This is a genomic window from Streptomyces sp. NBC_00663 (assembly GCF_036226885.1).
Classification (GTDB): domain Bacteria; phylum Actinomycetota; class Actinomycetes; order Streptomycetales; family Streptomycetaceae; genus Streptomyces.
This window is the reverse complement of sequence record NZ_CP109027.1, coordinates 617,006-643,742: the sequence shown is the minus strand read 5'-3', so window position 1 is coordinate 643,742 and position 26,737 is coordinate 617,006. Positions and strand designations below refer to the sequence as shown.

The following is a 26,737-nucleotide window of genomic DNA, read 5'->3' as shown; positions in this document are numbered from 1 at the left end:
GGAACAACACTTCTCAGGGAAGCCGTAGTTGGGACCGTGTGATGACACCGGAGAACAACTCGTGGCTCGGGTCGGCGTGGGAATGCCGGGGAGGTTGCGCGGGCCGTGGAAGGCTCCCGCCGCGACTGGTCGGGCATCGCACTGCCCAGGACGAACGCGGACCGGCGTCGGTGTCGTCCACCGGTACTTCCCGACGTGGCGTCGAGGGCGGTCGGCCGGCCCTGGAAGCCGGTGCCGGACGGCCCATCCGCGGGGGCCCGTAAGGCACTTGGGGCATCTCGACGGACGGGGTTGGCTGGCAGTGTCGTAGGAGGCTGCCATGAGTGCCGAGAACACGACCATGTCCAGGCCATACCGACCGCGTCGAACTCTGGTCCTCGCCACGGCCGTCGTACTGGCGTCGGCACTGTCCGGCGGATGCGGACAGGACGACGGCTCCGCGGGAGCGTCGAACGGCAACGACGACACCATCCCCGCCCGGGGGCGGCATGGCACCCCCACTGCACCGGGGACGCCGAACGGCTCGTCGATGCCGTCCATGCCGTCCATGCCGATGTCCCCCGGCCCGCCACACCGCCAGGTCCGCGCAGCGGTGTACTTCCTGCACAGCGGACAGGTCTCGCCCGCCCCGCGCACGGTGACCGCACCGACCTCCGCGGCCGGGGCTTTGCGCGCCCTACTGGCCGGGCCCAGCCGGTACGAACGCGACCACGGCCGCACCACGGCGATTCCCTCGGGAACGACGCTGCGTTCCCTGGTGGTCCGCCACCATGTGGCGACGATCGATCTGTCCGGGCGCTACGACGACGGCGGCGGGAGCCTGTCGAGGCAGGCCAGGCTCGCGCAGGTCGTCTTCACCGCAACCCGCTTCCCCCCGATCCACAAGGTGCGGTTCGAACTGGACGGCAAGCCGGTGACGTCCTTCGGCGGCGAGGAAATCGTCCTCAACCACCCCGTCGGCCGCGCCGAGTTCGAGGATCTCGCCCCGCAGATCCTCGTCGAGTCGCCCCTGATCGGCGACACCGTCCGGACCCCGCTCAGGATCTCCGGCAGCGCCAACACCCTTGAGGCGACCTTCCGGCTGAAGATCACCGACGCGGCCGGGCGCACCGCGGCCGACATCCGCGTCACGGCCACCTCCGGCAGTGGGACCCGCGGCACGTTCGATGTGACGATCCCCTACCGGGCGACCCGCTCGGGCGCCGGGCTGCTCAGCGCGTACTGGAACTCGCTGGAGGACGGACACGCGGTGGTCGAGGACACGGTCCCGCTGACCGTCCAGCGGTGACACGAGGGGGAGCGGTGGCGGGCCGGTGAAGGCGGCACGAGGAGGGGCACGGTCGGGATTCCGTGCCCCGCCGCTGCGGGTTCCGGCCCGCGCCCGTCACGCCTGGTACCAGGCCTGGACCGGCCTGGCCGGCTCCACGATGTCGTCGGCGGTGACGTCGTGCAGCCGGATGGCGAGGTCCGCCAGCGCACGGCTCGCCGCGAGCTCGTCGCCGATCTCCGGAGCGGGCCGGTCGATCGGGTTGCGGCGGGCCAGCCCACGGCCCGTGAGCTTCGACCTGTCCCGCGTGGCCAGGACCGCCCGGGCCCGCGTCTCGTCTCCTTCCTCGCTGATGTAGATGTGAACCGTCCACTGCTTCGCTTCCATCGTGATCGCTTCCGTCCCGCTTCTCGGCCTCCGCTCTCCAGCCTGCGCCCGCTCTCCAGCCTGTGCCCGCTCCTGCGGCCGGTCCAGGAGCACAACGGCCCTGACCGCTGGGCTGCGGTCAGGTCTCCCCACCCCGCCGGTACCGGCTCTTCCATCTCGCCGACCCCCGGGTCCACCGACATGATCGCTGACACCGGGGCGGGCTTCTACGCCTGCGAGGCGTCGGTCGATGTCTCGCACCCGATCTTTGCGCACTCGACAAGGGACGAGCTCGTCGTCCGGGTCCAGGTCATCTCGCAGTCGGTGAGTTCCACGAGCTCGCGGCCGGCGGGCACATTGTCTACACCTGAGCGCCGGGCTGCACCGAAGACCCGGGTGCGGTGCCGGGCTCGGTCAGGTCTGCCTGCGCCAGGAGAAGGTGGGCCAGGTCGCGTGCCTCGTCCGTGGTGAGGGCCGCCCATACACCCGGTTCGCCGCCCTGGTCCCGGCCCACGTCCAGGGCGATCCGCCTGATGGGCCGGCCCGCGGGCGAGAGCCGCAGCCCGTGCACGGTGATCTTGCGCCCGCAGGCGGTCACGAGGGAGTCGACCGCACGGACCGGAGACCGGTCGTGTTCTGCTGCCGCCATGGTTCTCCCTCTCCTCCATCTGAGCGGTGGGACCCGGCGGGTCGCACATACCGGACCGCTGTGAGGAACAGCGCCGACCGGGGCCGGATTCTTCCCTCGCCCATGTCCTCCGGGTGCCCCGTCGCCGCCGGAAGCGCGGTGTATCAGGCCCGGCCCGGGTGTCCGGTCGGTCACTCCTCACGCCAGTGCGCCTCGGAGCTTCCTACCGGGGCTGTTTGTCGCGGGGCGGGGGCCGTACGGCCCCTGCCCGGTACGGGCTGGTCGGTGTGACCGTGGAGGTGGAGGATCCAGCCCTCGCACGCCCTGGGAGGCTGTGATGGACGACCGAGAGCCACGGGAACGCACCCGTGCCGAGAGGCCGGCCGAAGCAAGCGGCCCCGATCTGACGGCGCGCTGCCTCCTGTCGGCCATGGCATCCCACTCGGTGCGGCCCGTCACCGGTGCTCCCGCCGCCACCGTGTTCCCGGACGTCGCCCGGATGACGGTCCGCCGACAGACCGGTGTGGCGCCTGTGGGCGACGCCGAACGGCAGGTGACCGGTGTGATCGCCCCGTCCGACCTGCTTGCGAAGGTAATCGGTGTCGTCAGCCGCTGTGGGCTGTTGCAGGCGCTCGTCCGCGACGACGCGGCGATCCGGCTCGGGGGCGAGGTCGGCGGCGCCGCCGCCGGCGTCCACGTCCAAGGCGCGGACCAGGCGCCACGCCGGAGGAGGCCACGATGACAGAGCGCGAGCTGGACCCGAAGACGGTGACCTCGCTGATCGCCGACGCGACGGCGGCACCGTCGATGCACAACGCCCAGCCCTGGAGGTTCCGCTTCGTCACCGGCGAGCGCCTCCTGGTGCTGCGCGCCGACCTGAGCCGGGCCATGCCCCGCTCCGACGCCGACAACAGGGCGCTGCACATCGGTTGCGGTGCGGCGCTGTTCAACCTGCGCGTGGCCGCCGCGCACGCGGGCCTGTCGCCGCGGGTCCGGTTGCTGCCGGACGCGGGCGACCCGCTGGCGCTGGCCGCCGTCCATCTGCCGGATGCGGGTGTCGGACCCGGCGCGGACGACCTGGTGCGGCTGTATCCCGTGATCGGGCGACGGCACACCAGCCGTTACCCCTTCGAGGACAAGGACCTCCCGGACGACGTACAGGACACACTGCGGGCGGCGGCCGCCCAGGAGGGCGCCGAGCTGCTGTTCCCCGGGCCCTGGCATGTCGAGACCGTCCTGGACCTGGTCAGTGACGCCGAGAGCCGTGACGTCCTCGACCCGGCGGGCAGGGAGGACCTGCAACGGTGGACCCGGCTCGGCCCGGAGGCCGACGTCGCCACCGACGGCGTACCCGAGTACGCCTTCGGGCCGCGCCGGCGGGACGGCCGCGCGCCGTTGCGGGACTTCGCAGGCCGCCGCCCGGTGGCCGACCGCGGCACCGTCTCCTTCGAGAACAGGCCGCATCTGGCGCTGCTGTCCACGCCCGGAGACACCGCGGCCGACTGGCTGCGCGCCGGGCAGGCCCTCGAACGTGTCCTGCTGGAGGCCACGGCGGCAGGACTGGCCGGGGCGCTGACCTCCCATCCGCTGGAGACCCGCGAGCTGCGCACGCTCGTCCGCGATCCGGTGGCGGGCCGGGGACCCGTCCAGATGGTGCTGCGCCTCGGCTACGGGCCGCAGGGCCCGGCAACACCCCGCCGTCCCGTGCGGGACGTCCTGGACGTCACCTGAGAGCCGGTCCGGGTGCCGAGACGTGCCACCGCGGGAGCGGCGCGGGCAACGAGCTCTCGTCCCCCTCCGCCGTGCCGAACGGCGCGGCAGAGAGCCCCGCACCCTTCGAGCGCCTGCCCGGCGCGCGGCCCGTCGGCGCTGTGGTCGTGAACGGTCGTAGCGGTTCGCCGGGGGCGGCGGGCGGGACCGTCTCCTCGGCCGTCGGCTGCGATGACGACCGGCCTCGGCGGTGGACGCCCCGCACAGGCACCGTCGTCGTGCTGAGCACGCCCCGTACGACACGCGGCTGGACTGGCTGGGGACGGGCCGGGCGCTCCAACGGGTCCTGCTGTGCGCGGCGCCCCACGGATTCGCGGCGGCCTTCCACACCCAAGCGCTCCCACGCCCGACCTGCGCTCCAGGTGGCCGGCGCGCGACACTGGGAACGACTCCCGTAGCTGATCCTGCGCCTGGTCCCGAACCGGGCCGGTCGGGCGGCGAAGAGGTCCGGAGGTCCCTGGTGGACGCCCGGTCGACCCCTGCCGCTCCCGGCACCGGCCTGGAAGATTGCCGACAGGAGGGATTCGCCTGCGGCTCGCCCGCGAGGAGGTGCCGGACGATGACACGGACAGTGCGCCGGAGGGTACGGAAGGTGCGGCTGTGGCGCTGGCGGCCCAGTCCGCTGCTGCGCCGCAGTGACATCGTCGAGGCCTGGCTGCTGCTCGCCCTGTGCTGTCTGGCCGTCGCCGCGGGAGCCGTCGCGGGCATGGTGACCGCGCACGCGGTGGAGCAGAGCCTCGACGACCGCAGGACGCAACGCCATGCCGTTGCCGCCGTCCTCGTGCAGGACGCCACCGACACGGTCACCTCGACCACGTCGTCCGACGACTACTCCTGGGCCAAGGTCCGCTGGACGGCCGCGGACGGCTCGTCCCGCACCGGACTGGCCCGGGTCGAACCCGGCATCAAGGCAGGCAGCACGGCCCGGGTGTGGCTGGACCGACAGGGCAAACTCGTCCCTCCTCCCGTGAGCAGCGAGGAAGCCGAGCTCCAGGGCGTCGTGCTGGGCGCGGCGACCGCGGTGTGCGTCTGCGCCCTCGTCCTGCCCCTCGGCTGGGTCCTGCACGGGCGCCTGGACCGGGGCCGCATGGCGCAGTGGGACGCGGAGTGGGCCGAGGTCGGTCCGAGGTGGGGTCACAAGACCGGCTGACGGCAGACAGAACCGGCGATCGACGCACCCGTGGCGGGACCGCGGCCCGTCCGCGCGGCCTGTGGGCGGAGAGGCCACCGCACGTCCGCGTGGCGCATGCACGGCGGGGCCACGACACAACTGCGTGCCGCATGCGCGGCGGGACCACCGCCCGACCGCATGGCGCATGTGCGGCGAAGCCACCCACACGACCGCGAGGCACCCACCACGCGCGGTGGGGCCACCACACGACCGCGGTGCGCCCGCTCGGTGGGGCCGGCGCGAGGCCGCGGTGCGCCCGCGCGGTGGGGCCGGCGCGAGGCCGCGGTGGGCCCGCCCCTCCCTCAGCAGATCCTCGGAAGCTGCTCGCCCAACGGCATCTCCACGATCCGCCGCGCCCCCACCATGGTCCGCAGGACCACCCTCCCGTGCGGCTCCCGCGCGGTCACCTCACCGATCCGTACCGCGTGCGCGCCCTCGGGCAGGGACCGCATCGCCAAGAGGACGTCGTCGGCCGCGTCGGCGGTGACGAAGGCGATCAAGCAGCCCTCGTTGGCGACGATGAGCGGGTCGAGGCCCAGCAGGTCACAGGCGGAGGCCACCGCTTCGGGAACGGGGACCGCGCTCTCCTCGATCTCGACGGTGACGGCGGAGTCGCGGGCGATCTCGTTGAGGGCCGCGGCGAGGCCGCCTCGCGTCGGGTCGCGCAGGACATGGATGGCGGGGCCGTTCGGTGCCAGCGCCAGGACGAGACGGTGCAGGGGACGGCTGTCCGAGGCGATGTCGCTCTCGAAGCCGAGACCCTCACGCGTGCTCAGCACGGTCGTGCCGTGCAGCCCGATCGGCCCGGACAGCAGCACCGCGTCGCCGGGCCGGGCGAGGGCGGCGGACGGATGCAGCGAGCCGTGCCGCTGCCCGACGCCCGTGGTGTTCACGAACAGCCGGTCGGCCGCGCCGCGCCCGACCACCTTGGTGTCTCCGGTGACCACCGGCACCCCGGCCTCCTGCGCCGCCTTCCCCAACGACGCCATGACGGCACGCAGTTCGGCCATCGGCAGCCCCTCCTCGACGATGAGGGAGACGGACAGCGCGATCGGCCACGCACCCCGCATCGCGAGGTCGTTGACGGTGCCGTGCACGGCGAGGGACCCGATGTCCCCGCCGGGGAAGAACAGCGGACTGACGACGAAGCTGTCCGTGCTGATCACCAGTTCGCGGTAGCCGGGCAGCAGCGCCGCGTCCTCCAGAGGACCCGTGTCGCCGCCCAGGGACGGCAGGACGAGTTGGTCGAGCAGCTCGGCGGTGAGCCGTCCGCCGGCGCCGTGGCCGAGCAGGACCACCTCGTCGTCATGGTGCGGGGTGGGGCATTGGATGCTCATGACGTGCTCCTCGTCGGCGTGCGCCCGGCCGCGTGGAAGGCGGCACAGGTACCCTCGGACGACACCATGGGCGCGCCCAGGGGATGGCGGGGCGTACAACGGGTGCTGTACGCCGCGCAGTCGGTGGGCAGCTTCGCCCCGGTCAGGATGGCGCCCGCGATGCACTCGGCGTCCTCGACGGGACGCAGCCCGCCCACGTCGAACCGCCGGGCGGCGTCGAACAACCGGTACTTCTGGCGGAGTTCGAGCCCACTGTCGGGCAGCGCCCCGATCCCGCGCCAGGCCCGGTCGGTGACCTGGAAGACCTCGCGGACCGCGTCCTGCGCGTCGGTGTTCCCGGCCCGCCGCACGGCACGCGCGTACTGGTTCCGCACCTCGAACCGGCCCGACTCCAGCTGCCGTACGGCCATCAGGATGCCCTCCAGCAGGTCCAGCGGCTCGAACCCGGTCACCACGATCGGCACCTGATACCGGGCGGCGATCGGCTCGTACTCCCGCCAGCCCATCACCGCGCACACATGCCCGGCCGCCAGGAACGCCTGCACATCGCAGTCGGGATCGTCGAGCAGGGCCGTCATCGCGGGCGGTACGAGGACGTGACTGACCAGCATCGAAGAGTTCGCGAGCCCGAGGCGGGCCGCGTGCAGCACGGCCGTCGCGTTGGCGGGGGCCGTCGTCTCGAACCCCACGGCCAGGAAGACGACTTCACGTTCCGGGTGGGCGGCTGCCAGCCGTACGGCGTCCATCGGGGCGTACACCACCCGTACGTCCGCCCCGCGCGCCCGCAGCGACAGCAGGTCGGTGTCGCTGCCGGGCACGCGCAGCATGTCGCCGAAGCTGGTGAGGATCACGCCGGGCCGGGCGGCGATGGCCATGGCCCGGTCCAGGGTCTCCAGCGGTGTGACGCAGACCGGGCAGCCCGGGCCGTGGATCATCCGCATCCCGGCCGGCAGCAGTTCGTCGATGCCCTGCCGGACCAGGGTGTGGGTCTGGCCGCCGCACACCTCCATGATCCGCCACGGGCGCGTGGTCGTGCGCCGCAGCTCGTCCAGCAGACGTCGGGCGAGCGCCGGGTCGCGGTACTCGTCGAGGTATTTCATCGGTGGGTGAGCTCCAGCCGGACGTCCACGACTCCTTCCACCGCCCGCACCGCACGGGCCACGATGGGCAGGTAGGTGCGCTCGGCCGCGGCGCCTTCCAGGGTGGCGACACCGTCGGTGACGGTGACGGACAGGGGAGTGGTGACCGGCAGTCGGGTCAGCACGGTGTGGACGATCTCGTCGGCGATCTCCTCGTCGGGGCGCAGGAAGACCTTCAGCAGGTCGCCGCGGCTGACCACGCCCTGGAGCATGCCGACGCGGTCCACGACCGGCAGCCGCTTCACGTGCCGGCGCGCCATGATGCGGGCGGCCTCGGCGACCGCGGCGTCCGCGTGCACGGTCACCGCGGGGGTGCTCATCAGCTCACCGGCGGTGAGCGCCGCGGCCTTGGCCCGCTCGGCGAGGTCGAGGGACTCCTCGTCCCGGCCCTTGGCCTCCTCCTTGGGCAGCAGGTCGGCCTCGGAGACCACACCGACGACCCGCCCCTCACCCTCCAGTACCGGCAGGGCGCTGACCTTCCACTGGTCGATCAGGCCGACGACCTCTTTGAAGGACGCATCGCGTCCGACGGCGACCACCGTGTGGGTCATGACATCGCTCACGGTGTAGGGGGATTCAGACATCAGAGCCTCCCGCGGTGTCTCCTGCGGTCCGGACGACCGTCAGGTCGAGGAAATGGGTGGAGCACGAGATGCACGGGTCGTGGTTGCGGATCGCCCGCTCGCACAGATGGGTCAACGCCGCGTCGTCCATGCCCTGTTCGGCGAGGGCCCGCTGGGCGATCCGCCGCAGGTCGTCCTCGATCGCGCCCTGGTTCTGCGCGGTCGGCGGCACCATCCGCGCATCGGTGATCAGGCCGTCGGCGTCGAGCTCGTAGCGGTGGTAGAGCAGCCCGCGCGGTGCCTCCGTGGCGCCGTGTCCGACGCCCGGGACCGACGGCACGTCCGTGTACGGGCGCTCGGGTGGTTCGTACGTCCCGATGATCCGCAGGGCCTCGTCGACGGCGTACAGCGTCTCCACGGCCCGCACCAGGATCGACCGGAACGGATTGCGGCACACCGCGCCTTCGCGGGGATCGCCGAGCCCGGCCGCCACGGCCGCCTCCCGCGCCACCGGCGACAGACGCGCCCCGCTGATCGCGAACCGGGCGAGGGAGCCGGTGAGATGGAGCCGGCCGTCGAGCCGGGAGTGCAGTGCGGTGGAGCGCGCGACATGGGTCTCGGTGACGTGTTCGGTGAAGTCCCCTGTGGGGAAGGCGGTTTCGACCCCGTCGTCGCGCAGCACCGTCGGGGTCCCGCCCTCGATGGCGTACGTGTCCGGCTCGGCCAGCGCCAGCAGGTCGGCCTCGACGCGGGCGTCCGGGAACTCGAATCCGGCCACCCAGCGCACGGTCTCCCAGGCGTCGTCGAGTGCTTGCGTCAACTGCTCGCGCAGCGGCCGGAGTTCCTGCCGGGTCGGTACCCGGTGGAAGCCGCCGAGACGGACGTTCACCGGATGCACGGCTCGTCCGCCGAGCAGCTCCATCACCGAGTTGCCCGCCTTCTTCAGGCGCAGCCCCCGTTCGACGTCGGCCCGGTGCGTGCGGGCCAGTTCGATCGCGCTCGCCCGGCCCAGGAAGTCCGGGGCGTGCAGGAGGTAGATGTGCAGGGCCTGGCTCTCGATCCACTCGCCGCAGTACAGCAGCCGGCGAAGCTCGCGGATCACCGGGTCGACGGTGACCCCGCAGGCGTCCTCGATCGCCGCGCACGCGCTCATCTGGTAGGCCACCGGGCAGATTCCGCACACCCGGGCGGTGATGTCGGGCGGCTCGGTGTACGAGCGCCCGCGCAGAAACGCCTCGAAGAACCGGGGCGGTTCGTAGATCTCCAGCCGTGCCTCGGTGACCGTCCCGTCGTGCACCCGCAGGCGCAGCGCGCCCTCGCCCTCGACCCGGGACAGCGAGCCGACGTGCAGGACACGGGATCCTCGGTGCGTCACGGCGCCAACTCCTCCTCGAACGCGGTTGTGTTGAAGGTGTGCAGGAACCGCCCCACGGCGTCCTCGTCGAGACCGTCGCGGCGCAGCAGCGGGATCAGCGCGGGCAGGTTCACGGACCCGGAGGGCCCGAAGCAGCCGAAGCAGCCCCGCTGGTACGCCGGACACAGCGCCCCGCACCCGGCGTGCGTGACCGGCCCCAGGCAGGGGGTGCCGTGGGCGACGGTGACGCAGACCGTGCCGCGCCGCTTGCACTCGAAGCAGACGCTGTGGTTGGGCACGTCCGGTCGGCGTCCGGCGAGGAAGGCGGTGATGACCTCGATGAGCTGCCGTCTGTCGATCGGGCAGCCGCGCAGTTCGAAGTCGACGTCGACATGGGCGGACACGGGCGTGGAGGTGGCGAGGGTGTCGATGTACTCGGGGTGCGCGTACACCACACGCCGGTAGGCGTCGACGTCCGCGAGGTTTCTGAGGGCCTGGATTCCGCCGGCTGTCGCGCACGCCCCGATGGTCACCAGACGGCGGGAAGCGGCACGGATCGAGCGGATGCGCTCGGCGTCCGCGGCCGTGGTGACCGAGCCCTCGACGAGGGACAGGTCGTAGGGTCCGCCCGTCACCGCGCTGGACGCCTCCAGGAAGTGCGAGATCTCCACCTGGCCCGCCAGCGCCAGGAGTTCGTCCTCGCAGTCCAGCAGGGTGAGCTGGCAGCCGTCGCACGAGGCCAGTTTGAACACGGCGAGGGTGGGTGTCATCACAACTCCCTTACGGACAAAAGGCGTTCGGCCTCGTCCCAGCCCACGACGGGCCCGGCCCGGCACAGCAGCAGCGGGCCGAGCTGGCAGTGCCCGCAGTGCCCGGTCGCGCAGCGCATGTTGCGCTCCAGCGAGACCCGGATCCGGTCCCGGGGCACTCCTCGGAAGGCCAGGTCGCGGGCCGTGGCCCGGATCATGGGCTCGGGTCCGCAGACGAACGCCGTGGTGCGCGCCGGTGCGAACTCCGCGCGGTCCAGCAGCGTGGTGACCAGCCCGACGTCCCCGCGCCACTCCCGGTCGGGCCGGTCGACGGTCACTCCGGTGTACGCGGTGGGCCAGCGCTCGATCTCCCTGCGAGAGATCAGCTCGGCCGGGCTGCGCGCCCCGATGAGCACGTCGATGCGGCCGTACGCCGCCGGCTCGGCCAGCGCGCGCAGGATCAGCGGCCTCAGCGGCGCGAGCCCGATGCCGCCCGCGACGACGACCACGTCCCGTCCGCGCGCCCGTTCCAGCTCCCAGCCGACGCCGTACGGCCCCCGGACCCCCAGCACGTCCCCGGCCCGCGCCGCGCACAGCCCCGCCGACACCGCCCCCACCGCCCGGATCGTGTGCGCGAGCCCGCCGGTGGCCGGCACGGAACTCACCGAGACGGGGATCTCGCCGCGCCCGAAGCAGTGCACCATCGCGAACTGCCCGGGCGCGAAATCGTCCAGCGGCGCACCGAGCGGTTCCAGCCGCAGGGTGACGGTGTCCGCGGTCTCCGGCCTGCGGGCGACCACGCGGTACGGCACCGGGACATCCGTCATCGGGCACCGCCGCTGTTGTGGGGACCGTACAGGTCCAGGAGCCGGGTCCGGGCCGCCTGGAGCCGGTGGGCGAGCACCCGGCCCACCCAGTGCTCCACGGCCCGGCCGAACTCGGCGTCGTCCAGGCACATCAGCCGCACGGCGACGGCGTCGAACTCGTAGGCACCCACCGGGGTCACGGCCTCGGCACCCAGCCGCCACACGAACGGCTCGTACAGCCACGACCAGCCGACCAGGTCACCGACGCCGAGCGTCTCGACGACCGGGGCGCGGCGGCCGGGCACATGCAGGTCCAGCGCGGCCGTGCCGTCCCGGACGATCCAGAAGCGGTCCGCGTGGCCGCCTTCGTCGAACAGGCGGGTACCCGGCGGGAAGCTGACCTCGCGGGCGACGCGCAACAGCCGGTCACGGTGCTCGGCGGGCAGGGCGTGATGCACGCGCAGGGCGATCGAGGGAGGCATCAGTCCGTCTCCGTTTCCCGGTCCGAGCGCTCGGCGTCGAGCGCGGCCACTTCCTCCGTGATGTCGATGCCGGCCGGGCACCAGGCGATGCAGCGCCCGCAGCCGACGCACCCGGACATGTCGAACTGGTCGTGCCAGGTGCCGAGCTTGTGCGTCAGCCACTGCCGGTACCGGCTGCGGGACGTCGGGCGGACCGGGCCGCCGTGCAGATACGAGAAGTCCAGGTCGAAGCAGGAGTCCCAGCGCTGCCACCGCTCTGTGTGGTCGCCGGTGAGGTCGGTGACCTCCTCCGTGGTGGTGCAGAAGCAGGTCGGACAGACCATCGTGCAGTTGCCGCAGGTCAGACAGCGGGCGGCGACGTCGTCCCAGCGCTCGGCGGTCAGGCTCGCGCCCATCAGATCCCGCAGGTCCACGGGCGGCAGGGCACGGCCCATGCGGTCGCGGGCCGTGTCCACCGCGGCGCGTGCCGTCTTCCGTGTGCCGGTGTCGGCCGCCCGGTGCGGGACCTGCGCGAGCAGCGCGGCCCCCTCGTCACTGCCCACCCGCACCAGGAACCGGCCCTCCACCTCGGTGAGCGCCAGGTCGTACCCGGGGTCGGCGGCGGGCCCGCCGCCCATGGACACGCAGAAGCAGGTCGCGCCGGGCTCGGTGCACTCCACGGCGATCAGCAGCGCCCGCCCCCGGCGCCCGGCGTACCCGCTGTCGCCGTACCGTCCGCCGGTCAGCACCCGGTCCTGGACGGCGATGGCCCGCAGGTCACAGGGGCGGACACCGAGGAAGGCGTACGAGGGCGCGGCCGGCACCTCCGGGGTGAAGGAGACGTCCCCCTGTGGCGTCCGGTCGGCGCTCCACAGCCGCTCCCGTGCCGGGTGCAGGAAGTTCTTCCAGGACTGCGGCCCCGCGCTGTGCGCGAACGCGGCCCCGTCCTCGCGGCGGACCAACCGGTAGCGCCCGGCGTCCAGTTCGACGCCCCAGCCGAAAGGGAGCGCGTCTGCGGAGTCCAGTTCCGCGAGCACGATCGCACCGTCGCGGACGGTCGGCCCGATCACGGTCCGGCCCTGTGCCCTCAGCGCCGCGACCAAGGCGTCGAGACCGTCCCGGTCGAGCACGGCCGGGGCTGCGGTGGCGCTCATGGCGGTCCTCCAGGCGATAGGCGGCTGCGTGCTCCTCCACTGCCAGATTCGACCCTGGCCCGAACCCGGCGACAGGGGCTGACCGGCCCTCCCGACGGTCCGACCGGGTCCCGCGGGCCGCTCGACGGCGGCCGCGTCCCGCCCTCCCCTCACGGCAGTGGCTCGCCCAGTTCCCCCTCCACCGCCCCCGCCATCGCCCGCAGCACATCGAGCGTGCGCCGGGCCTCGGTCTCGTCGACGAGGGTGATCGCGAAGCCGACGTGCACGATCACGTACGACCCGACATCGGCCTCGGGCGTGCAGCTCAGGCACACCTCTCGCCGTATCCCGCCGAAGTCGACGCTCGCCATGCGCAGCCCGGCGTCGTCGTGAACCTCCAGCACCCTGCCCGGAATGCCCAGACACATCCGCGCTCACCTCTCCCCGGCCAGCCGGGCGGCCGCGACCGCCGCCTGGCCGTAGCTGATGCCACCGTCCCCGACCGGGACCTGACCGCCGACCAGCACCCGCAGCCCCTGCGCGTGCAGCCGGCGTCGGACCTCGGTGAGCAGCCGCCGGTTGACGAAGCAGCCCCCTCCCAGGCACACCGTGCGCGGCGCGCCCTCCGCCACGGCCCGCGCCACCAGCTCGCCGGTGACGACCGCGAGCGTGCAATGGAAGGCCGCCGCCAGCGACCCCACCGGCTCCGCGTCCAGTCGCCGGCGCAGCAGGTCAGCCAGGGTCGGCGCGGGGTCGTACACCCACAGTCCGCGCTCCCGTACGACGCGATGGGCCAGCGGCACGGCACGCGTCCCGCCCGCCGCGGCCTCCAGCAGGACGGCGGCCTCACCCTCGTAACTCACCCGGTCGCAGAGCCCCAGCAGCGAGGCCACCGTGTCGAAGAGCCGCCCCGCGCTGGAGGAGCGCGGGCAGTTGACGCCCCGCGCGATCATCGCGCCCACGGCGGCGGCCTCCACCGGGTCGAGTCGCTCCGTGAAGGGCCGGGTGAGCCACGGGTAGGGACGCGGGTGGCCCAGCGTCTCACCGCCCAGCAGATGACCGAGGGCGGTGCGGGACGGGTGGCGTACCGCCGCGTCGCCGCCGGGCAGGGGCGCGGTCGCGAACCTGCCCACGCGGCGATATCCGCACAGGTCGGCGACGAGGATCTCGCCGCCCCACAGGGTGCCGTCGGCACCGAGCCCGAGGCCGTCGTAGGCGACGCCGAGGAACGGTCCGCGCACCCCGTGCTCGGCCGCGCACGCGGCCACGTGCGCGTGATGGTGCTGCACGGCCATGCGGCGCAGCGGCTGCGCCTGGGCCCACTGCGTGGACAGATAGCCGGAATGCGGATCGTGGGCCAGAACGCGCGGCTCGATACCGGTGAGCTGCCGCAGACGGTCGTACGACGCCACGAACGCGTCGTACGTCGCCAGGTCGGCCAGATCCCCGGTGTGCGGCCCGAGATGGGCGCGGCCGTCGGCGGCCAGGGTGAACGTGTGCTTCAGCTGGGCGCCCACGCCCGCGACCGGCTCGCGCACGGCGAGCCGCAGCGGGGCGGGGGCCAGCCCGCGGGCCCGGCGGACCGTGATCCGGGTCCGGCCGGTGAACTGCACCACGGAGTCGTCGTAACGGGAGCGGATCGGCCGGTCGTGGGTGAGGAACCCGTCCGCGACCGAGGCCAGCGCCCGGGCCGCCTCCGTGTCGTCCACGGCGATGGGCTCGTCGCTGCGGTTGCCGCTGGTGACGACGAGGGGACGGGCGAGTGCGTCGAGGAGGAGATGGTGCAGGCCGGTGGTGGGCAGGAACAGTCCGACCCGGTCCAGCCCGGGATGCACCTCGCGGGCGAGCGGCGGCACCCTCCCGTGCCCTCGGCGCCGGGCGAGCAGCACCACGGGACGTTCCGGCGAGGTCAGGGCCGCGTGCTCGCTCGCGCCGAACCGGGCCAGCCGCTTTGCCGTCTCCAGGTCGCCGACCATCACGGCGAACGGCTTCGCCGGACGGAGCTTGCGGCGACGCAGCTCCGCCACCGCCGCCGTGTCACCCGCGTCGCACACCAGTTGATAGCCGCCGAGCCCCTTGACCGCGACGATCCCACCCTCGTCGACCGCTTTCACCGCGGCCCGCAGCGCCTCCTCGCCGCGCAGCCCGTGCCAGGCCAGCCGGGGCCCACACGCGGGGCAGGCCACGGGCTCGGCGTGGAAGCGCCGGTCACCGGGGTCGGCGTACTCGGCCGCGCACGCCGGACACATCGGGAAGCGGCGCATGGTCGTGCGGGTCCGGTCGTAGGGGAGGTTCTCGATGATCGTGGCCCGGGGGCCGCAGTCCGTGCAGTTGATGAACGGGTAGCGGTGTCGGCGGTCATGCGGGTCACGCAGCTCGGCCAGGCAGGCGGGGCAGATCGCCGCGTCGGGCGGGACCTCGCGCGGCGTGGTGTCGGCGGGGCCCGGCGTGCTGTGCCGTACCCGGAAACCCTCCCGGTACCGCGCCTGACCGCTGTGACCGTCGGTCAGCCGGACGCGCCGCACTCTGGCCAGGGCCGGGGCGTCGGTGCGCAGCCGGGCGGCGAACTCCTCGACGACCTGCGACGGTCCGGCGACCTCGCCCTCCACGTGACCGTTGACGTTGGCCACCCAGCCGACCAGGCCCAATTCCTCCGCGGTGCGATAGACGAACGGCCGGAAGCCCACGCCCTGCACGATTCCCTCCACTCGGAAGCGGCGTACGGTCATGCCGGCCTCCTCGCCGCTTCGCGCGTCTCCCGTGCGAGCTCGTCCGCGACGGCCGTGACGACGGGTTCGACGGCGTCCGCCACGGCGGGGGAGAGACCGGTGCCCAGGGTGGCGTCGGCGCCCTCCACGGCGTAGACGACCAGGCGCTCCGGCAACTGGCCGAGAACGCGGGCGAGTTCCACCGCCTCGCCGAGGCCCAGACCGTGCGAGCTGGTCGTGGGCGTCCGGCCGAGGAGCCCCGCGGCCAGCTCCAGGCGGTGGACGCGCCCGGGAGTGCCCGGGTGGGCGTGGGCCGCGTCGACGACGACGGCGAGCCGGGCGCCCTCCCACAGGCCGATCAGCCGACCGGGGTCGCCGTCGCACGTGGTGAGGACGGTGTCCGGTGGCAACGGCCGCTCACCCAGGCGGGCCAGGACGGCCCAGCCCACGCCGTCGTCGCGCCGGAACTCGTTCCCGACGCCGATGACGGCGATGCGACCACGCTTGTGCATGTCTTTCACGGTGCGGCGCGGCCACTGTGCCCCACAGGGGCCGAACGGCCCGGGCGCGAGGGCCGACCGGGCTCACGCGGGCACGACGGCGACCGGGCAGTGTGCGTGCTCCAGCAGCGCGAGCGCGATGCCGCCCGAGCGGCGTCCGGCGACCACGAGGCCGCAGTTGCGGGCCGTGTGCGCGAGCGCCTCGGCCGGCGTGAACAGCACCACGTCCTCCAGGACGTCGACGTGCGGATACGTGCCGCGCCACGGCCGCAGCGCGTCGGACAGCAGCTGCACCTCCTGGTCCTCCCAGGTCGCGCGGTCCTCCTCCAGCACCGGGAAGGGCGAGCGCGGCGCCTGCGGGGGAAACGCCCAGGCGTGCACCGCGTGCAGCCGCACACCGCGCAGCCGGGCCGCCTCGAAGGCGAGGTCGACCGCGGGCTTCACCGGGTTGCGGGCATCGATCCCCACCGTCACTCCGTCGGCCCGGCCCGACCACTCCCCACCGGCGTGCGTGCCGGGCACCAGGACGACCGGACCGGGGCAGTCCACGGCCAGCGCCGCGGCGGTCGACCCGACGGCGACACCGGCGTGGCCGCCTTCGCCGCGCAGGCCGATCACCAGCAGCTCCGCGTCCGCCGCGAGCGCGCGCAGGACCGGCACGGGCGCACCGTCGAGGGTGCCGGCGCGGCCCGCCAGTTCGGGGTGACGCTGCACGAGCTCGGCGAACACCCGGTCCGCCACCGTCTCCGGACGGTACGGCCGCTCGTCCGCCGCCGGGTCGTCCGGCGCGGTCACGTGGACCACGTGCAGGGGCAGGCCGCGCAGGACGGCCTCGCGCGCCGCCCAGTCGGCCGCAGCCCTGCTGCGAGCGGACCGGTCGACGCCGGTGATGATCGTTCGGCCCATGGTGTGCCGCCTTTCGGAGCCGCGACCTCCACCTTGACCGGGCGCCCACACCCCGCGCAGGGGGCCGAACGGACCCGGAACGGGCCCCCGGGGCCCATAGCTGCCGGTAGCCGACGGGGCGACGCTGGAGAAGAGCAGTGGACGACCGCAGGGAGGTGCGCGCCATGCTCGCACCCGTCATCGCCGCAGTCGACGGTTCCGCCGAGAGCCTCGCCGCGGCCGAGTGGGCGGCCCGGGAGGCGGTGCGCCGAAACCGGCCGCTGAAGCTGGTGCACGTGTGGAACTGGCACCCCCGCCAGGACGGCGAGCCCGCCACGGCCGCCCAACGGCATCTGGCCCGGCGCTGCCTGCACCGGGCCGAGGAACGCATTCAGCGCACCTGCCCCGGCGTCGGCGTCGAGGAGGAACAGGTCGAAGGGCCCGCGACCGCCGCCCTGCTGCGCGCGGCCGCCCGGGCCGACCTGCTGGTGCTGGGCTCGCGCGGCCTGAGCGGCTTCACCGGGTTCGTGGTCGGCTCCGTGGCTCTCGGTGTGGTGGCCCGGGCCGCCCGCCCCGTCGTGCTCGTGCGCGCGGACGAGACGGCGACGGACGAGCACGTTCCGGCCGCCCGCGGCCAGGACTCCGCCCGTGACTCCACCCGCACCCCCGGCCGGGACGTGGTCCTCGGTCTCGACCTCGGCGACCCGTGCGACGAGGTGATCGAGTTCGCCTTCGAGGCCGCCCGGCTGCATCACGCCCGGCTGCGTGTCGTCCACGCCTGGCAGCAGCCCTCGGCCATCGCGCTCGGCCCCGGGGACATCGGCCTGGTGCAAAAACCGCGGCGCGCGGACGAATGGCTCGGCTTCATGACCGCCGTCCTTCAGGTGTGGCGCGAGAAGTACCCCGAGGCCGACGTCGTCGAGACCGTCACCGAGGGCCGTCCCCAGTCCGTGCTAGTGCGCGCCGCGTCCGGGGCGAGCCTGCTGGTCGTGGGCCGTCGCGTCACCGACCGCCCGGCGGGGCCGCGCACCGGGCCCGTCGCGCATGCCGCCATCCACCACGTCGGCTGCCCTGTGGCCGTCGTCCCTCACGACTGAGAGGCCATGATGAACGCGCCGGTCAAGTACGTCTACGCATTCGCCGAGGGCGGTCGCGACCTCGCCGACCTGCTCGGCGGCAAGGGCGCCGGGCTCGCCGAGATGACCCGGCTGGGTCTGCCCGTGCCGCCCGGCTTCACCGTGACCACCGAGGCCTGCAAGGTCTACCTGGCCACCGGCGCGGAGCCGCCCGAGCTCGCCGTCGAGGCCGCCACCGCCCTCGTCGCCCTGGAGCGCGCGATGGGCCGCACCCTCGGCGCTCCCGACGACCCGCTGCTGGTGTCCGTGCGCTCGGGCGCCCGCTTCTCGATGCCCGGCATGATGGAGACCATCCTCGACATCGGCCTCAACGACCGGTCCGTCACCGGCCTCGCCAAGGCCTCGGGACAGGAGAGGTTCGCCTGGGACTCGTACCGCAGGCTGATCCAGATGTTCGGCCGCACCGTGCTGGGCGTGGACGGCGACCTGTTCGAGGAGGCCATCGCCGCCCACAAGGCCCGGCGCGGCACGGCCGACGACCACGACCTCGACACCGGCGAACTCGTCGCCCTCACCGAGGAGTTCAAGGACCTCATCCGCCGGGAGACGGGCGAGGAATTCCCGCAGGACCCCGCCGACCAGCTGGCCCGCGCCATCCGTGCGGTCTTCGACTCCTGGAACGGCGAACGCGCCCGTGTCTACCGCCGCCGAGAGCACATCCCGGACGGCCTCGGCACCGCCGTCAACGTCCAGGCAATGGTCTTCGGCAACCTCGGCCCCGACTCGGGCACCGGTGTCACCTTCACCCGGGACCCCGCCACCGGCCGCGGCGGCATGTACGGCGACTATCTGCCCGACGCCCAGGGCGAGGACGTCGTCGCGGGCGTCCGCGACGCCCTGCCGCTCAGCTCGCTGAAGTCGATCGACCCGCGCGCCTACGTCGAACTCGGCGACCATCTGCGCACCTTGGAGGGCCACTACCGCGACCTGTGCGACGTCGAGTTCACCGTCGAACGCGGCAAGCTGTGGATCCTGCAGACCCGCGTCGGCAAGCGCACCGCCGAGGCGGCCTTCCGTATCGCCCACGACCTGCGCGAGGACGGCGCCATCAGCGCCGACGAGGCCCTGATCCGGGTCGACGGCACGGAACTGACCCGGCTGATGTTCCCCCGCTTCGCCACCACCGCCGCCGACGTGCCCATCGCCCACGGCGTGCCCGCCGCGCCCGGGGCGGCGGTCGGCGCCGTCGTCTTCGACTCCGCCGCGGCCGTACGACGAGCCGCCGCCGGTGAGCGGACGGTCCTGGTCCGCCGGGAGACCACCCCCGACGACCTGCCCGGCATGATCGCCGCGGAGGCCGTCCTGACCAGCCGGGGCGGCAAGACCAGCCACGCCGCAGTCGTCGCCCGCGGCATGGGCAAGGTCTGTGTGTGCGGCGCGGACGGCCTCGATGTCGACCCGGTGGCCCGGCGGTTCACCACCGCCGACGGCGTCGTCGTACGCGAGGGCGACATCGTCTCCGTCGACGGCACCGCCGGTACCGTCCACCAAGGGGCGCTGCGGCTCACCGCGTCCGAGGTCGGCCGCGCCCTGGAGAACGGCACCGGCACCGGGTCCCTGACCCGGGCCGTGCTGGCGGCCCTCGCGCACGCCGACTCCGTACGCCGCCTTCAGGTGCGGGCCAACGCCGACACCCCCCAGGACGCCGTCCGCGCCCGCGCCCTCGGCGCCCAGGGCATCGGACTGTGCCGCACCGAGCACATGTTCCTCGGCGAACGCCGGACGCTGGTCGAGGCGATGATCCTGGCCGGCGACGACACCGCACGGGAGAAGGCGCTGGCGGCCCTGCTGCCGTTGCAGCGCGCCGACTTCACCGGCATCCTTGAGGCGATGGACGGCCTGCCGGTGACGATCCGGCTGCTCGACCCGCCGCTGCACGAGTTCCTGCCGGACCGCACCGAACTCGCCGTCCGCCTCGCCTCCCGGGCGAATCCGGACCCGCACGACCGGGCCCTGCTGCACGCCGTCGAGCGGATGCATGAGCAGAACCCCATGCTGGGCCTGCGCGGGGTCCGTCTGGGCCTCGCCGTGCCCGGACTGATGGCCATGCAGGTGCGGGCCGTCGCGGAGGCCGTGGTCCGGCGCCGGCGCGACGGCGGCGACCCGCGCGCCGAGATCATGATCCCGCTCGTCGCCACGGTCGAGGAACTGCGCCTGGCGAGGGCGGAGACGGAGCGCGTGCTGGCCGAAGTCGCGGCGGAGACCGGCACTGTGCTCGACCTGCCCATCGGCACGATGATCGAACTGCCGCGCGCCGCCCTCACCGCCGGGCACATCGCCGAGGCGGCCGACTTCTTCTCCTTCGGCACCAACGACCTCACCCAGACGACCTGGGGTCTGTCCCGCGACGACGCCGAGGCCTCGTTCTTCCCGCTGTACCTGGACAAGGGTGTGTTCACGACGTCGCCGTTCGAGACGATCGACCAGGAGGGTGTCGGCCGCCTGGTGGAGCTGGCGGCGCGGTCCGGCCGGGAGGTCAACCCCCGTCTGGAGACGGGCGTGTGCGGTGAGCACGGCGGCGACCCGGCATCGATCCACTTCTTCCACCGAGCGGGCCTGGACTACGTCTCCTGCTCGCCGTTCCGCATTCCGGCGGCCCGGCTGGAGGCGGGCCGGGCGGCCGTGGCGGACCGGACCGGGAGCAGCGACAGCCGATGACATCCCCCTCGGGGGACCGTCACGGCGTGCGGAACCCCCGGAAGGTGACGTGCTTCCGGCTCTCGAAGCCGAGTCGTTCGTACAGCGCGAGCGCACCGGTGTTCGTCTCGGCCACGTGGAGGAAGGGGCGTTCGTCGCGGGACCGGATGCGTGCGGCGAGCGCGCCGATCAGGCGCCGCGCGTGGCCGCGTCCGCGGGCCTCGGGGGCCGTGCACACCGCGCTGATCTCGGTCCAGCCCGGCGGCCGGAGCCGTTCACCCGCCATGGCCACCAACCGACCGCCGTCGCGGATGCCCAGGTAAGTGCCCAGCTCGTGGGTGCGGGGCCAGAACGGACCCGGTTCGGTCCGGGTGACGAGGTCGAGCATCTCGGGGACGTCCGCCGCCCCCAGTTCCACCATCTCGGCACCGCTCACGTCGTCCGCCCGCTCGACCGAGTCACCGCCGGGCCGGATCAGCTGCCGACCCTCCAGGACGAAGACCGGCTCCCACTCCGCCGGCGGGGTGAGCGGGCAGCTGAACAGATCGGCGAACTGCCCGCCCCCGAGCAGTTGGGCCAGATCGGCCCAGTCCCTCGCCTCCGCGTCGGCGGGCACCGCGGAGAAGGTCGCGACCCCCGGCGCGTACGTTGCAACCCGGCCGAGCCGCTGGGCGAGATGAGCGTGGTGACCGCCGAGTGACGAACCCACCGGGTCGTCGAGCACGGCAGCGTCACGGTTCGTCATCCTGGGGCCTTTCGTCGCGCGCAGGTCGGCCGGAACGGCCCCCGGCATGGTACGGCCCACTCCACAGAGAACAGCCCGAGCACCACGCCGTGCGGGTGGACGGACCCCTAGACCGTCGCCCTGGCGTCCACCAGCCAACAGGCCGCCGTGAAGCGGACCTCGGGACCGTGCACGAAGGGTTCGAAGGCGGCGCGGACCGTCTCGACGACGCGCGGCCGGGTCTCCTCGTCCAGGTCGGGAAGGATCATCCCGAGGGGGCCGAGCTTGGTGAAGTAGCCCACCAGCTCGCTCGTCGGCAGTACGCAGGGCAGTTCGACCGGCCGGATGTCGATGTCACCCCACCCACTGTCGGCCAGGACGCCGCGGACCAGGTCCGCGTCCGCGAAGGCGAACTGGCCGGGGCCGTCCGGCCGTCGGGCCGGAAGCTGGGGGACGAGCGGGGCGGCGGCCCGTTCGGCCGTGGTCATGAACGGGTTCTCGTCGGCGCCCCGCCAGGCGACGAAGCGCAGCCGGGCCCCGTCCCGCGCGGCGCGCCGGAGGTGGGTGAAGGCCCGTACCGAGTCGTCGAAGAACATCACACCGAGGCGCGAGACGACGGCGTCGAAGGCCGCCGGCTCGAAGGGATGGTCCGCCGCGTCCGCCACGACGAACGCCGCCGCCACGCCCGCCTCCGCCGCGCGGTCCCGGGCGGCGCCGATCATCGGTTCGGAGATGTCGACGCCGACGCACCGTCCATCGGGGCCGAGCCGCCGGGCGACGGCCACCGTGGTGCTCCCGGTGCCGCAGCCGACATCGAGCACCCGGCCCCCGGCCCCGGTGGGCAGCCCCTCGACGAGCACCTCCTCCAAGGGCTTGAGCAGCCCGTCCAGCAACTCCCGCTTCTCGACCCAGACATGACCGGCGCGACCGCCCCAGCGTTCCGGCTGCTCGCCCTCGGTGGGGTGCTTCATCTCCATGATCGTCTCCTGTCCTTGCTGGTCGGCGAAGAGCTGCCGACGAAGGGGTTTGCCAACGGCGGGTTCGGAATGACAGCGTGCTACTTCAAGTCGACTTGAGGTCAAACGAGATGACAGTCCTGGACATCGGCGAGGTGGCCCGACGCGCGGGCGTCCCCGCCTCGACGCTGCGGTACTACGAGGAGAAGGGCCTGATCGCCTCCTGCGGAAGACGGGGTCTGCGCCGCCAGTACGACCCCGATGTCATCGAGCGCCTCGCGCTGATCGCGCTGGGGCGCACCGCGGGGTTCTCGCTCGACGAGATCGCGCGCACGTTCGCGGCCGACGGACAGCCCGACATCGACCGGGGGATGCTCGCGGCCAAGGCGGACGAACTGGAGGCCCGGATCAGTGAACTGACCGTCCTGCGCGATTCCTTGCGGCACGCCGCGGCCTGCCCCGCGCCGAGCCACCTGGAATGCCCCACCTTCCGCGGCCTCCTCGCGGCCGCGGCGACGGGCGCCGTGACCCCGCCGAGAAAGCGCACACCCGGGCCCCGCTGATCCCGCCCCGGCCGCGGCCGGCATCAGCGCAGGCGGGTGCGGAGCGGGCCGTCCCAGCCGGTGGCGGCGAGGATGACGGCCGCCGCGCCGGTGCCCAGGACGGCGCCCGCGATGACGTCGCCCGGGTAGTGCACGCCGGTGTGGACGCGGGAATAGCCGACCGCGCAGGCGAGCAGACCGAGCGGAACCGTGGAGACCGGGAGGACGGGACCGACGGCGGCCGCGAAGGCGACGGCCGACGCGGTGTGGCCGGAGGGGAACGACGCGGACTTCGGCATGGGTACGTGCCGCCCGGGAAACGGCGAGTCCTCGGCCCGGTGCGGACGGTGCCGGCGCACCAGCCGCTTGCCGAGCAGATTCGCCGTCGTCGACGCGACGCCGATCGCCGCGACCCCGAGGGCCGCGGCACGGCGCGGCCGGCCGGGGCACAGGGCGAGCAGGCCGGCCACCGCGAACGAGATCTTGGAGTGGTCGGCCGCCGCGGACAGCCGGCGCAGGGCGTGGTCCAGGGTCGGGGTGTGGGTGACCGTCACGGCCTCGTAGAGCGCCTGGTCGAGGGCGGCGAGATCGCGCAGCAGCGCTCGGGGAGCGCCGTGATCGGGCTGGGGGCGGTCAGGCATCGCTGTGCTCCTGCGTCGTGCCGGTGGTCGGGGAAGGGCGGTCGAAGGCGAGGCGGACGATGCGCCGCCAGTCCACGGACGGCGCTATGTAGGGCGCGCCGGGCCGGTGCCGGGGCACCCGGACCCGCAGCACCCCGGGCCGCACCGTGCACACCACGGGCGGCGGCAGGGTGAGCGCCTCCCCGTCCACCGCTACGGCGATGAGGCCGGCGTCGGCCTCGACGGTGACCCGTCGTGCGGTCAACGAGGTGATACCGCTGGCCCGTTCGCCCCGGAACGCCAGCTCGGCGGCCTGGGCGGCACCCTCGATCCGGACGGCCACCACACCCAGGCGACCCGCGTCGAGCCGCGCTCGGCGCCCCGCGCCCAGCGGGTCGGCGAGGACATAGGGGTTGTTGCTCACCAAGAGCGCCTGCGGCACCGGGAGCGGTTCGTCGTCGGCCCGGGCCTGAAGCTTGGCGGAGGCCTCGCCGGTCAGCAGGTCCGGCAGCTGGTCGAGCGCGGTGACGGCCTTCGCGTCGCGGTAGTCGGGGCTCTGCACGATCTCGGCGTACGCCCCGAAAGAGACCGTGTTGACGAACGGCCGTCCGGCCACGTCGCCCAGGTCGACACGGAGTTCCACGCCGTCCGTGAGGGCGTCCAGGCCGCTCGCCGGGTCGGTGCGGTCCAGGCCCAGGTCCATCGCGAAGTGGTTGCGGGTCCCGGCGGCCAGGACCATGAACGGTACGCCGTGCGCCGCGGCCACCTCCGCGACCAGCGCCTGCGTGCCGTCGCCGCCGGCCACGCCGAGCAGATCCGCCCCCTCGGCGACGGCCTGCCGGGCCAGCGCCGCGGGATCAGGACGGGGGCGGTCGGCGACCCCGGGGGCCCCGGCCTCGGCCCCGGAGTCCGGGTCCGGGTCCGGGTCCAGGTCCAGCAGGATGACCCGGGCGCCCAGCGTCTCGGCCCTCTCCACCAGCTCATGCCGGGCGACCTTCCCGCCACCCGACCGCGGGTTCATGATCAGCACGGGTCGGCTGGGCGGCCGTACGGAACGCGAGCGCATGCCGTGCGGTCTGCGCCGCCGACGCAGCGCGCTCCTGGCGCAGGCCAGCGCCGCGGCCCACGCTCCGAGCGCCGCCACCGCGTAAAGCCACAGCCCCGAGACGGCGTACAGGACGAGAACGCCCACCGGCGCGGCGACGGCCAGGAGCGCGCCGCACAGCCGCGGCAGCCCCCGGTGCGCCAGTGCCCACCAGATCCCGGCACCGGCCAGCCCCAGTCCGCCCAGGCCCAGCAGCAGGATGAGGATCTGGCCCGCACCTGCCGCCACGGCCGCGACGGCACCCGCCAGACAGAGCAGCGCGAGCCGGGCCAGGGCCCGCGCCCGTCCGTCGGAGCCGCCCGGCTCCGTGCGGTGCGTCGAGGGGGCCGTGTTCATGCTGCTCCGGGCGATTCGTGAGATCCCAGGTCTGGGCCGGTCGGTGCCATTCTCTCCGCAATGATCGCCCGACCGCAGTCCCTTTGCTCCGCTCCGGTGCCAGTTGCTCAGCTGGGCTGCCGTGAACGCGGTTCACGCGGCACGATGAAGCACCCGCGACCGTGGCCGTCGAGGGCGGCTACGACCTGGTGGCGGGCGAGGTGGAACGTGTGCTGTTCAACTGGTCGGCGGGATGCTGTACGTCGACACGGCGGGCGGCGTCCATGACGGGCCGTTGGCCGGAGCGGCGCGCCGGGAGGTCGGCGCGTCGGCGTGCGCGCTGCTGCGGACCGGGCGCACCGCCCGCGCCGAGGTCGGCGGGGACGCCGCCACCTGCACCGAGCGGCTGTAGGTGCTGGTCCATGTCCACGCGGCCCGGCCCCGCATGCTGATCTTCGGCGCGGTCGACTTCGCCGCCGCCCTCAGCCAGACCGGCCGGTTCCTCGGCTACCGCGTCACGGTGTGCGACGCGCGCCCCGTCTTCGCCACCGAGGCCCGCTTCCCGCACGCGGACGAGGTAGTCGTCGACTGGCCCCACCGCTACCTGGAAGGCACGCGGGTGGACGACCGTACGGCCGTCTGTGTCCTCACCCACGACGCCAAGTTCGACATCCCCCTGCTCCGGGCTCGCTCTCGCCCTGCCGGTCGGCTACGTCGGCGCCATGGGCTCCCGGCGCGCCCACGCCGAGCGCCTGCGCCGTCTGCGCGAAGTCGGGGTCACCGAGGGCCGGTTGACCCGGCTGCGGTCGCCGATCGGTCTCGACCTCGGCGCCCGCACCCCCGAGGAGACGGCCGTCTCCATCACCGTCGAGATCATCGCCTGCGCGAACCGGGCCACGGGCCCCATCCACCGGCCGCCGCCGGCGCCGGGCTCAGGCCGGGGACGGCGAAGCCGGCATCTTCTGCTCGGCGGCCCATGAGGCGAGGATGCGCAGCCGGTCGTGCGTCGGCGAACCGGGGGCGGCGGTCCAGACGGTCAGATGCTGGTCGGGATCGGTGTTGGCGGTCAACGTGTCCCAGTCCAGGACCAGTTCACCCACCACCGGATGGTTGAGCGTCTTCGTCCCCACCGTCCGGGCGGCCACCCGGTGCGCGCCCCACCACTTCGCGAACTGGACGTCCCTGGTGGACAGTTCCCCGACCAGCTCGATCAGCCGCGGATCCTCGGGGTACTTCGCCGCCTCCATCCGCAGCTGCGCCACGGAGATCTGGGCCGAGGCCTCCCAGTCGGCGTACAAGGTGCGCATCGCCGGTTCGGTGAACTGGATGCGCGGGTAGTTGCGGTGCTTCTCCGGGATCCGGGAGAAGTCGATGACCAGGGCGGCGGCCAGCGCGTTCCACGCCAGGATGTCCCCACGCCTGCCCTGCACGAGCGCGGGCGTGGCGGTCAGGTCGTCCAGGACACGCTGGAGCTGGGGCTGGACCTTCTGCCGGCCCCGGCGGCGGGTGCGTACGGCCGGCTTGCCCGCGAGCTGGAAGAGGTAGCCGCGTTCGTCGTCGTCCAGGTGGAGTACCTGGGCCAGGGCGTCGAGCACGGGCGCCGAGGCCTGCATCCGGCCCTGTTCGAGCCGCGTGTAGTAGTCGGTGCTGATGGAGGCGAGCTGGGCGACCTCCTCGCGGCGGAGCCCGGCGACCCGGCGGGTGCGGCCGGTCTCCGGCAGCCCGACCGTCCGCGGGCTCAGTTCCGAGCGGCGCCTCTTGAGGAATTCTCCCAGCTCATTGAGGGGAACATTGCTGGTCATGCTCCCCAGCATGGCACCGATCGCATCCCGGAAAGGGGGGAGAGTTTCCTCCCGGGATGTTTC

26 protein-coding genes and 1 pseudogene are annotated in these 26,737 nt (G+C 73.7%); 8 read left to right on the top strand and 19 right to left on the bottom strand.

The genetic code is table 11. The features are described 5' to 3' along the window. Nucleotides 1–319 precede the first annotated feature (319 nt). Complete coding sequence (locus OG866_RS03050) at nt 320–1,288, top strand: GerMN domain-containing protein (protein WP_329331786.1); 969 nt, start codon at nt 320–322, stop codon at nt 1,286–1,288. A gap of 96 nt (nt 1,289–1,384) precedes the next feature. Here OG866_RS03050 and OG866_RS03045 read toward each other — a convergent pair whose 3' ends face one another. Then, nucleotides 1,385–1,654, bottom strand: coding sequence for a DUF1876 domain-containing protein (locus tag OG866_RS03045; protein WP_329331785.1), 270 nt, complete (start codon nt 1,652–1,654; stop codon nt 1,385–1,387). Between the two features lie 340 nt (nt 1,655–1,994). After that, nucleotides 1,995–2,282, bottom strand: a complete 288-nt coding sequence (locus OG866_RS03040) for a hypothetical protein (RefSeq protein WP_329331784.1) — start codon at nt 2,280–2,282, stop codon at nt 1,995–1,997. 409 nt (nt 2,283–2,691) lie between these two features. Here OG866_RS03040 and OG866_RS03035 point away from each other — a divergent pair, with 409 nt between their 5' ends. From OG866_RS03035 to OG866_RS03025, 3 genes are all read left to right on the top strand, one after another. Beyond that, nucleotides 2,692–3,003: a hypothetical protein gene (locus tag OG866_RS03035; protein WP_329331783.1), complete on the top strand. Its 312-nt coding sequence runs from the start codon at nt 2,692–2,694 to the stop codon at nt 3,001–3,003. After that, nucleotides 3,000–3,992 carry an Acg family FMN-binding oxidoreductase gene (locus OG866_RS03030; protein WP_329331782.1) on the top strand — a complete coding sequence of 331 codons (993 nt, stop codon included), beginning with the start codon at nt 3,000–3,002 and terminating at the stop codon, nt 3,990–3,992. The genes OG866_RS03035 and OG866_RS03030 overlap by 4 nt, the downstream gene beginning before the upstream one ends. 598 nt (nt 3,993–4,590) lie before the next feature. After that, nucleotides 4,591–5,181, top strand: coding sequence for an Rv1733c family protein (locus OG866_RS03025; protein WP_329331781.1), 591 nt, complete (start codon nt 4,591–4,593; stop codon nt 5,179–5,181). A gap of 323 nt (nt 5,182–5,504) precedes the next feature. Here OG866_RS03025 and hypE read toward each other — a convergent pair whose 3' ends face one another. The 12 genes from hypE to OG866_RS02965 form a co-directional block, all read right to left on the bottom strand. Continuing rightward, entirely contained in the window at nt 5,505–6,539 is a 1,035-nt protein-coding gene (hypE, locus tag OG866_RS03020; RefSeq protein WP_329331780.1) for a hydrogenase expression/formation protein HypE, read from the bottom strand. Further along, the gene (gene hypD / locus OG866_RS03015) at nt 6,536–7,639 is read right to left on the bottom strand and encodes a hydrogenase formation protein HypD (protein WP_329331779.1); all 1,104 of its coding nucleotides are present in this window, start codon (nt 7,637–7,639) and stop codon (nt 6,536–6,538) included. The genes hypE and hypD overlap by 4 nt, the downstream gene beginning before the upstream one ends. Next, nucleotides 7,636–8,262 (bottom strand): CBS domain-containing protein, encoded by a 627-nt coding sequence (locus OG866_RS03010; RefSeq protein WP_329331778.1) that lies wholly within the window; start codon nt 8,260–8,262, stop codon nt 7,636–7,638. The genes hypD and OG866_RS03010 overlap by 4 nt, the downstream gene beginning before the upstream one ends. Beyond that, entirely contained in the window at nt 8,255–9,616 is a 1,362-nt protein-coding gene (locus OG866_RS03005) for a Ni/Fe hydrogenase subunit alpha (protein ID WP_329331777.1), read from the bottom strand. The genes OG866_RS03010 and OG866_RS03005 overlap by 8 nt, the downstream gene beginning before the upstream one ends. After that, a complete protein-coding gene (locus tag OG866_RS03000; RefSeq protein ID WP_329331776.1) occupies nt 9,613–10,365 on the bottom strand; it encodes an oxidoreductase in 753 nt (250 codons plus the stop codon). Before OG866_RS03000 ends, OG866_RS03005 begins: the two co-directional genes overlap by 4 nt. Continuing rightward, nucleotides 10,365–11,171, bottom strand: a complete 807-nt coding sequence (locus OG866_RS02995; protein ID WP_329331775.1) for an FAD/NAD(P)-binding protein — start codon at nt 11,169–11,171, stop codon at nt 10,365–10,367. The genes OG866_RS03000 and OG866_RS02995 overlap by 1 nt, the downstream gene beginning before the upstream one ends. Then, nucleotides 11,168–11,632: a Crp/Fnr family transcriptional regulator gene (locus OG866_RS02990; protein WP_329331774.1), complete on the bottom strand. Its 465-nt coding sequence runs from the start codon at nt 11,630–11,632 to the stop codon at nt 11,168–11,170. Before OG866_RS02990 ends, OG866_RS02995 begins: the two co-directional genes overlap by 4 nt. Next, entirely contained in the window at nt 11,632–12,765 is a 1,134-nt protein-coding gene (locus OG866_RS02985) for a 4Fe-4S dicluster domain-containing protein (RefSeq protein WP_329331773.1), read from the bottom strand. The genes OG866_RS02990 and OG866_RS02985 overlap by 1 nt, the downstream gene beginning before the upstream one ends. Before the next feature lie 149 nt (nt 12,766–12,914). Next, on the bottom strand, nt 12,915–13,172 hold the full coding sequence (locus OG866_RS02980; protein WP_329331772.1) for a HypC/HybG/HupF family hydrogenase formation chaperone: 258 nt from the start codon (nt 13,170–13,172) through the stop codon (nt 12,915–12,917). Between the two features lie 6 nt (nt 13,173–13,178). Then, complete coding sequence (hypF, locus tag OG866_RS02975; RefSeq protein WP_329331771.1) at nt 13,179–15,473, bottom strand: carbamoyltransferase HypF; 2,295 nt, start codon at nt 15,471–15,473, stop codon at nt 13,179–13,181. Then, nucleotides 15,470–15,964 (bottom strand): hydrogenase maturation protease, encoded by a 495-nt coding sequence (locus OG866_RS02970; RefSeq protein WP_329331770.1) that lies wholly within the window; start codon nt 15,962–15,964, stop codon nt 15,470–15,472. The genes hypF and OG866_RS02970 overlap by 4 nt, the downstream gene beginning before the upstream one ends. Before the next feature lie 72 nt (nt 15,965–16,036). Next, entirely contained in the window at nt 16,037–16,858 is an 822-nt protein-coding gene (locus tag OG866_RS02965; protein WP_329331769.1) for a universal stress protein, read from the bottom strand. 164 nt (nt 16,859–17,022) lie between these two features. Here OG866_RS02965 and OG866_RS02960 point away from each other — a divergent pair, with 164 nt between their 5' ends. Both OG866_RS02960 and ppdK read left to right on the top strand, forming a co-directional pair. Further along, complete coding sequence (locus OG866_RS02960) at nt 17,023–17,934, top strand: universal stress protein (RefSeq protein WP_329331768.1); 912 nt, start codon at nt 17,023–17,025, stop codon at nt 17,932–17,934. Nucleotides 17,935–17,943: 9 nt separating this feature from the next. Then, the gene (gene ppdK / locus OG866_RS02955; RefSeq protein ID WP_329343894.1) at nt 17,944–20,631 is read left to right on the top strand and encodes a pyruvate, phosphate dikinase; all 2,688 of its coding nucleotides are present in this window, start codon (nt 17,944–17,946) and stop codon (nt 20,629–20,631) included. A gap of 19 nt (nt 20,632–20,650) precedes the next feature. Here the strand turns inward: ppdK and OG866_RS02950 are convergent, their stop codons facing one another. Further along, on the bottom strand, nt 20,651–21,355 hold the full coding sequence (locus OG866_RS02950) for a GNAT family N-acetyltransferase (RefSeq protein WP_329331767.1): 705 nt from the start codon (nt 21,353–21,355) through the stop codon (nt 20,651–20,653). Between the two features lie 107 nt (nt 21,356–21,462). Then, nucleotides 21,463–22,311, bottom strand: coding sequence for a class I SAM-dependent methyltransferase (locus OG866_RS02945; protein WP_329331766.1), 849 nt, complete (start codon nt 22,309–22,311; stop codon nt 21,463–21,465). 110 nt (nt 22,312–22,421) lie between these two features. Here OG866_RS02945 and OG866_RS02940 point away from each other — a divergent pair, with 110 nt between their 5' ends. Beyond that, nucleotides 22,422–22,853 (top strand): helix-turn-helix domain-containing protein, encoded by a 432-nt coding sequence (locus tag OG866_RS02940; protein ID WP_329331765.1) that lies wholly within the window; start codon nt 22,422–22,424, stop codon nt 22,851–22,853. 23 nt (nt 22,854–22,876) lie between these two features. Here OG866_RS02940 and OG866_RS02935 read toward each other — a convergent pair whose 3' ends face one another. Both OG866_RS02935 and OG866_RS02930 read right to left on the bottom strand, forming a co-directional pair. Then, nucleotides 22,877–23,473, bottom strand: coding sequence for a phosphatase PAP2 family protein (locus OG866_RS02935; protein ID WP_329331764.1), 597 nt, complete (start codon nt 23,471–23,473; stop codon nt 22,877–22,879). Next, entirely contained in the window at nt 23,466–24,893 is a 1,428-nt protein-coding gene (locus OG866_RS02930; protein WP_329331763.1) for a diacylglycerol/lipid kinase family protein, read from the bottom strand. Before OG866_RS02930 ends, OG866_RS02935 begins: the two co-directional genes overlap by 8 nt. Before the next feature lie 220 nt (nt 24,894–25,113). Here OG866_RS02930 and OG866_RS02920 point away from each other — a divergent pair. Then, nucleotides 25,114–25,852 (top strand): annotated as a pseudogene (locus tag OG866_RS02920) (XdhC family protein); the annotation flags it as partial. Here the strand turns inward: OG866_RS02920 and OG866_RS02915 are convergent. Then, nucleotides 25,805–26,686: a helix-turn-helix domain-containing protein gene (locus OG866_RS02915; RefSeq protein WP_329331761.1), complete on the bottom strand. Its 882-nt coding sequence runs from the start codon at nt 26,684–26,686 to the stop codon at nt 25,805–25,807. The pseudogene OG866_RS02920 and the gene OG866_RS02915 sit on opposite strands and share 48 nt — an antisense overlap. Nucleotides 26,687–26,737 lie beyond the last annotated feature (51 nt).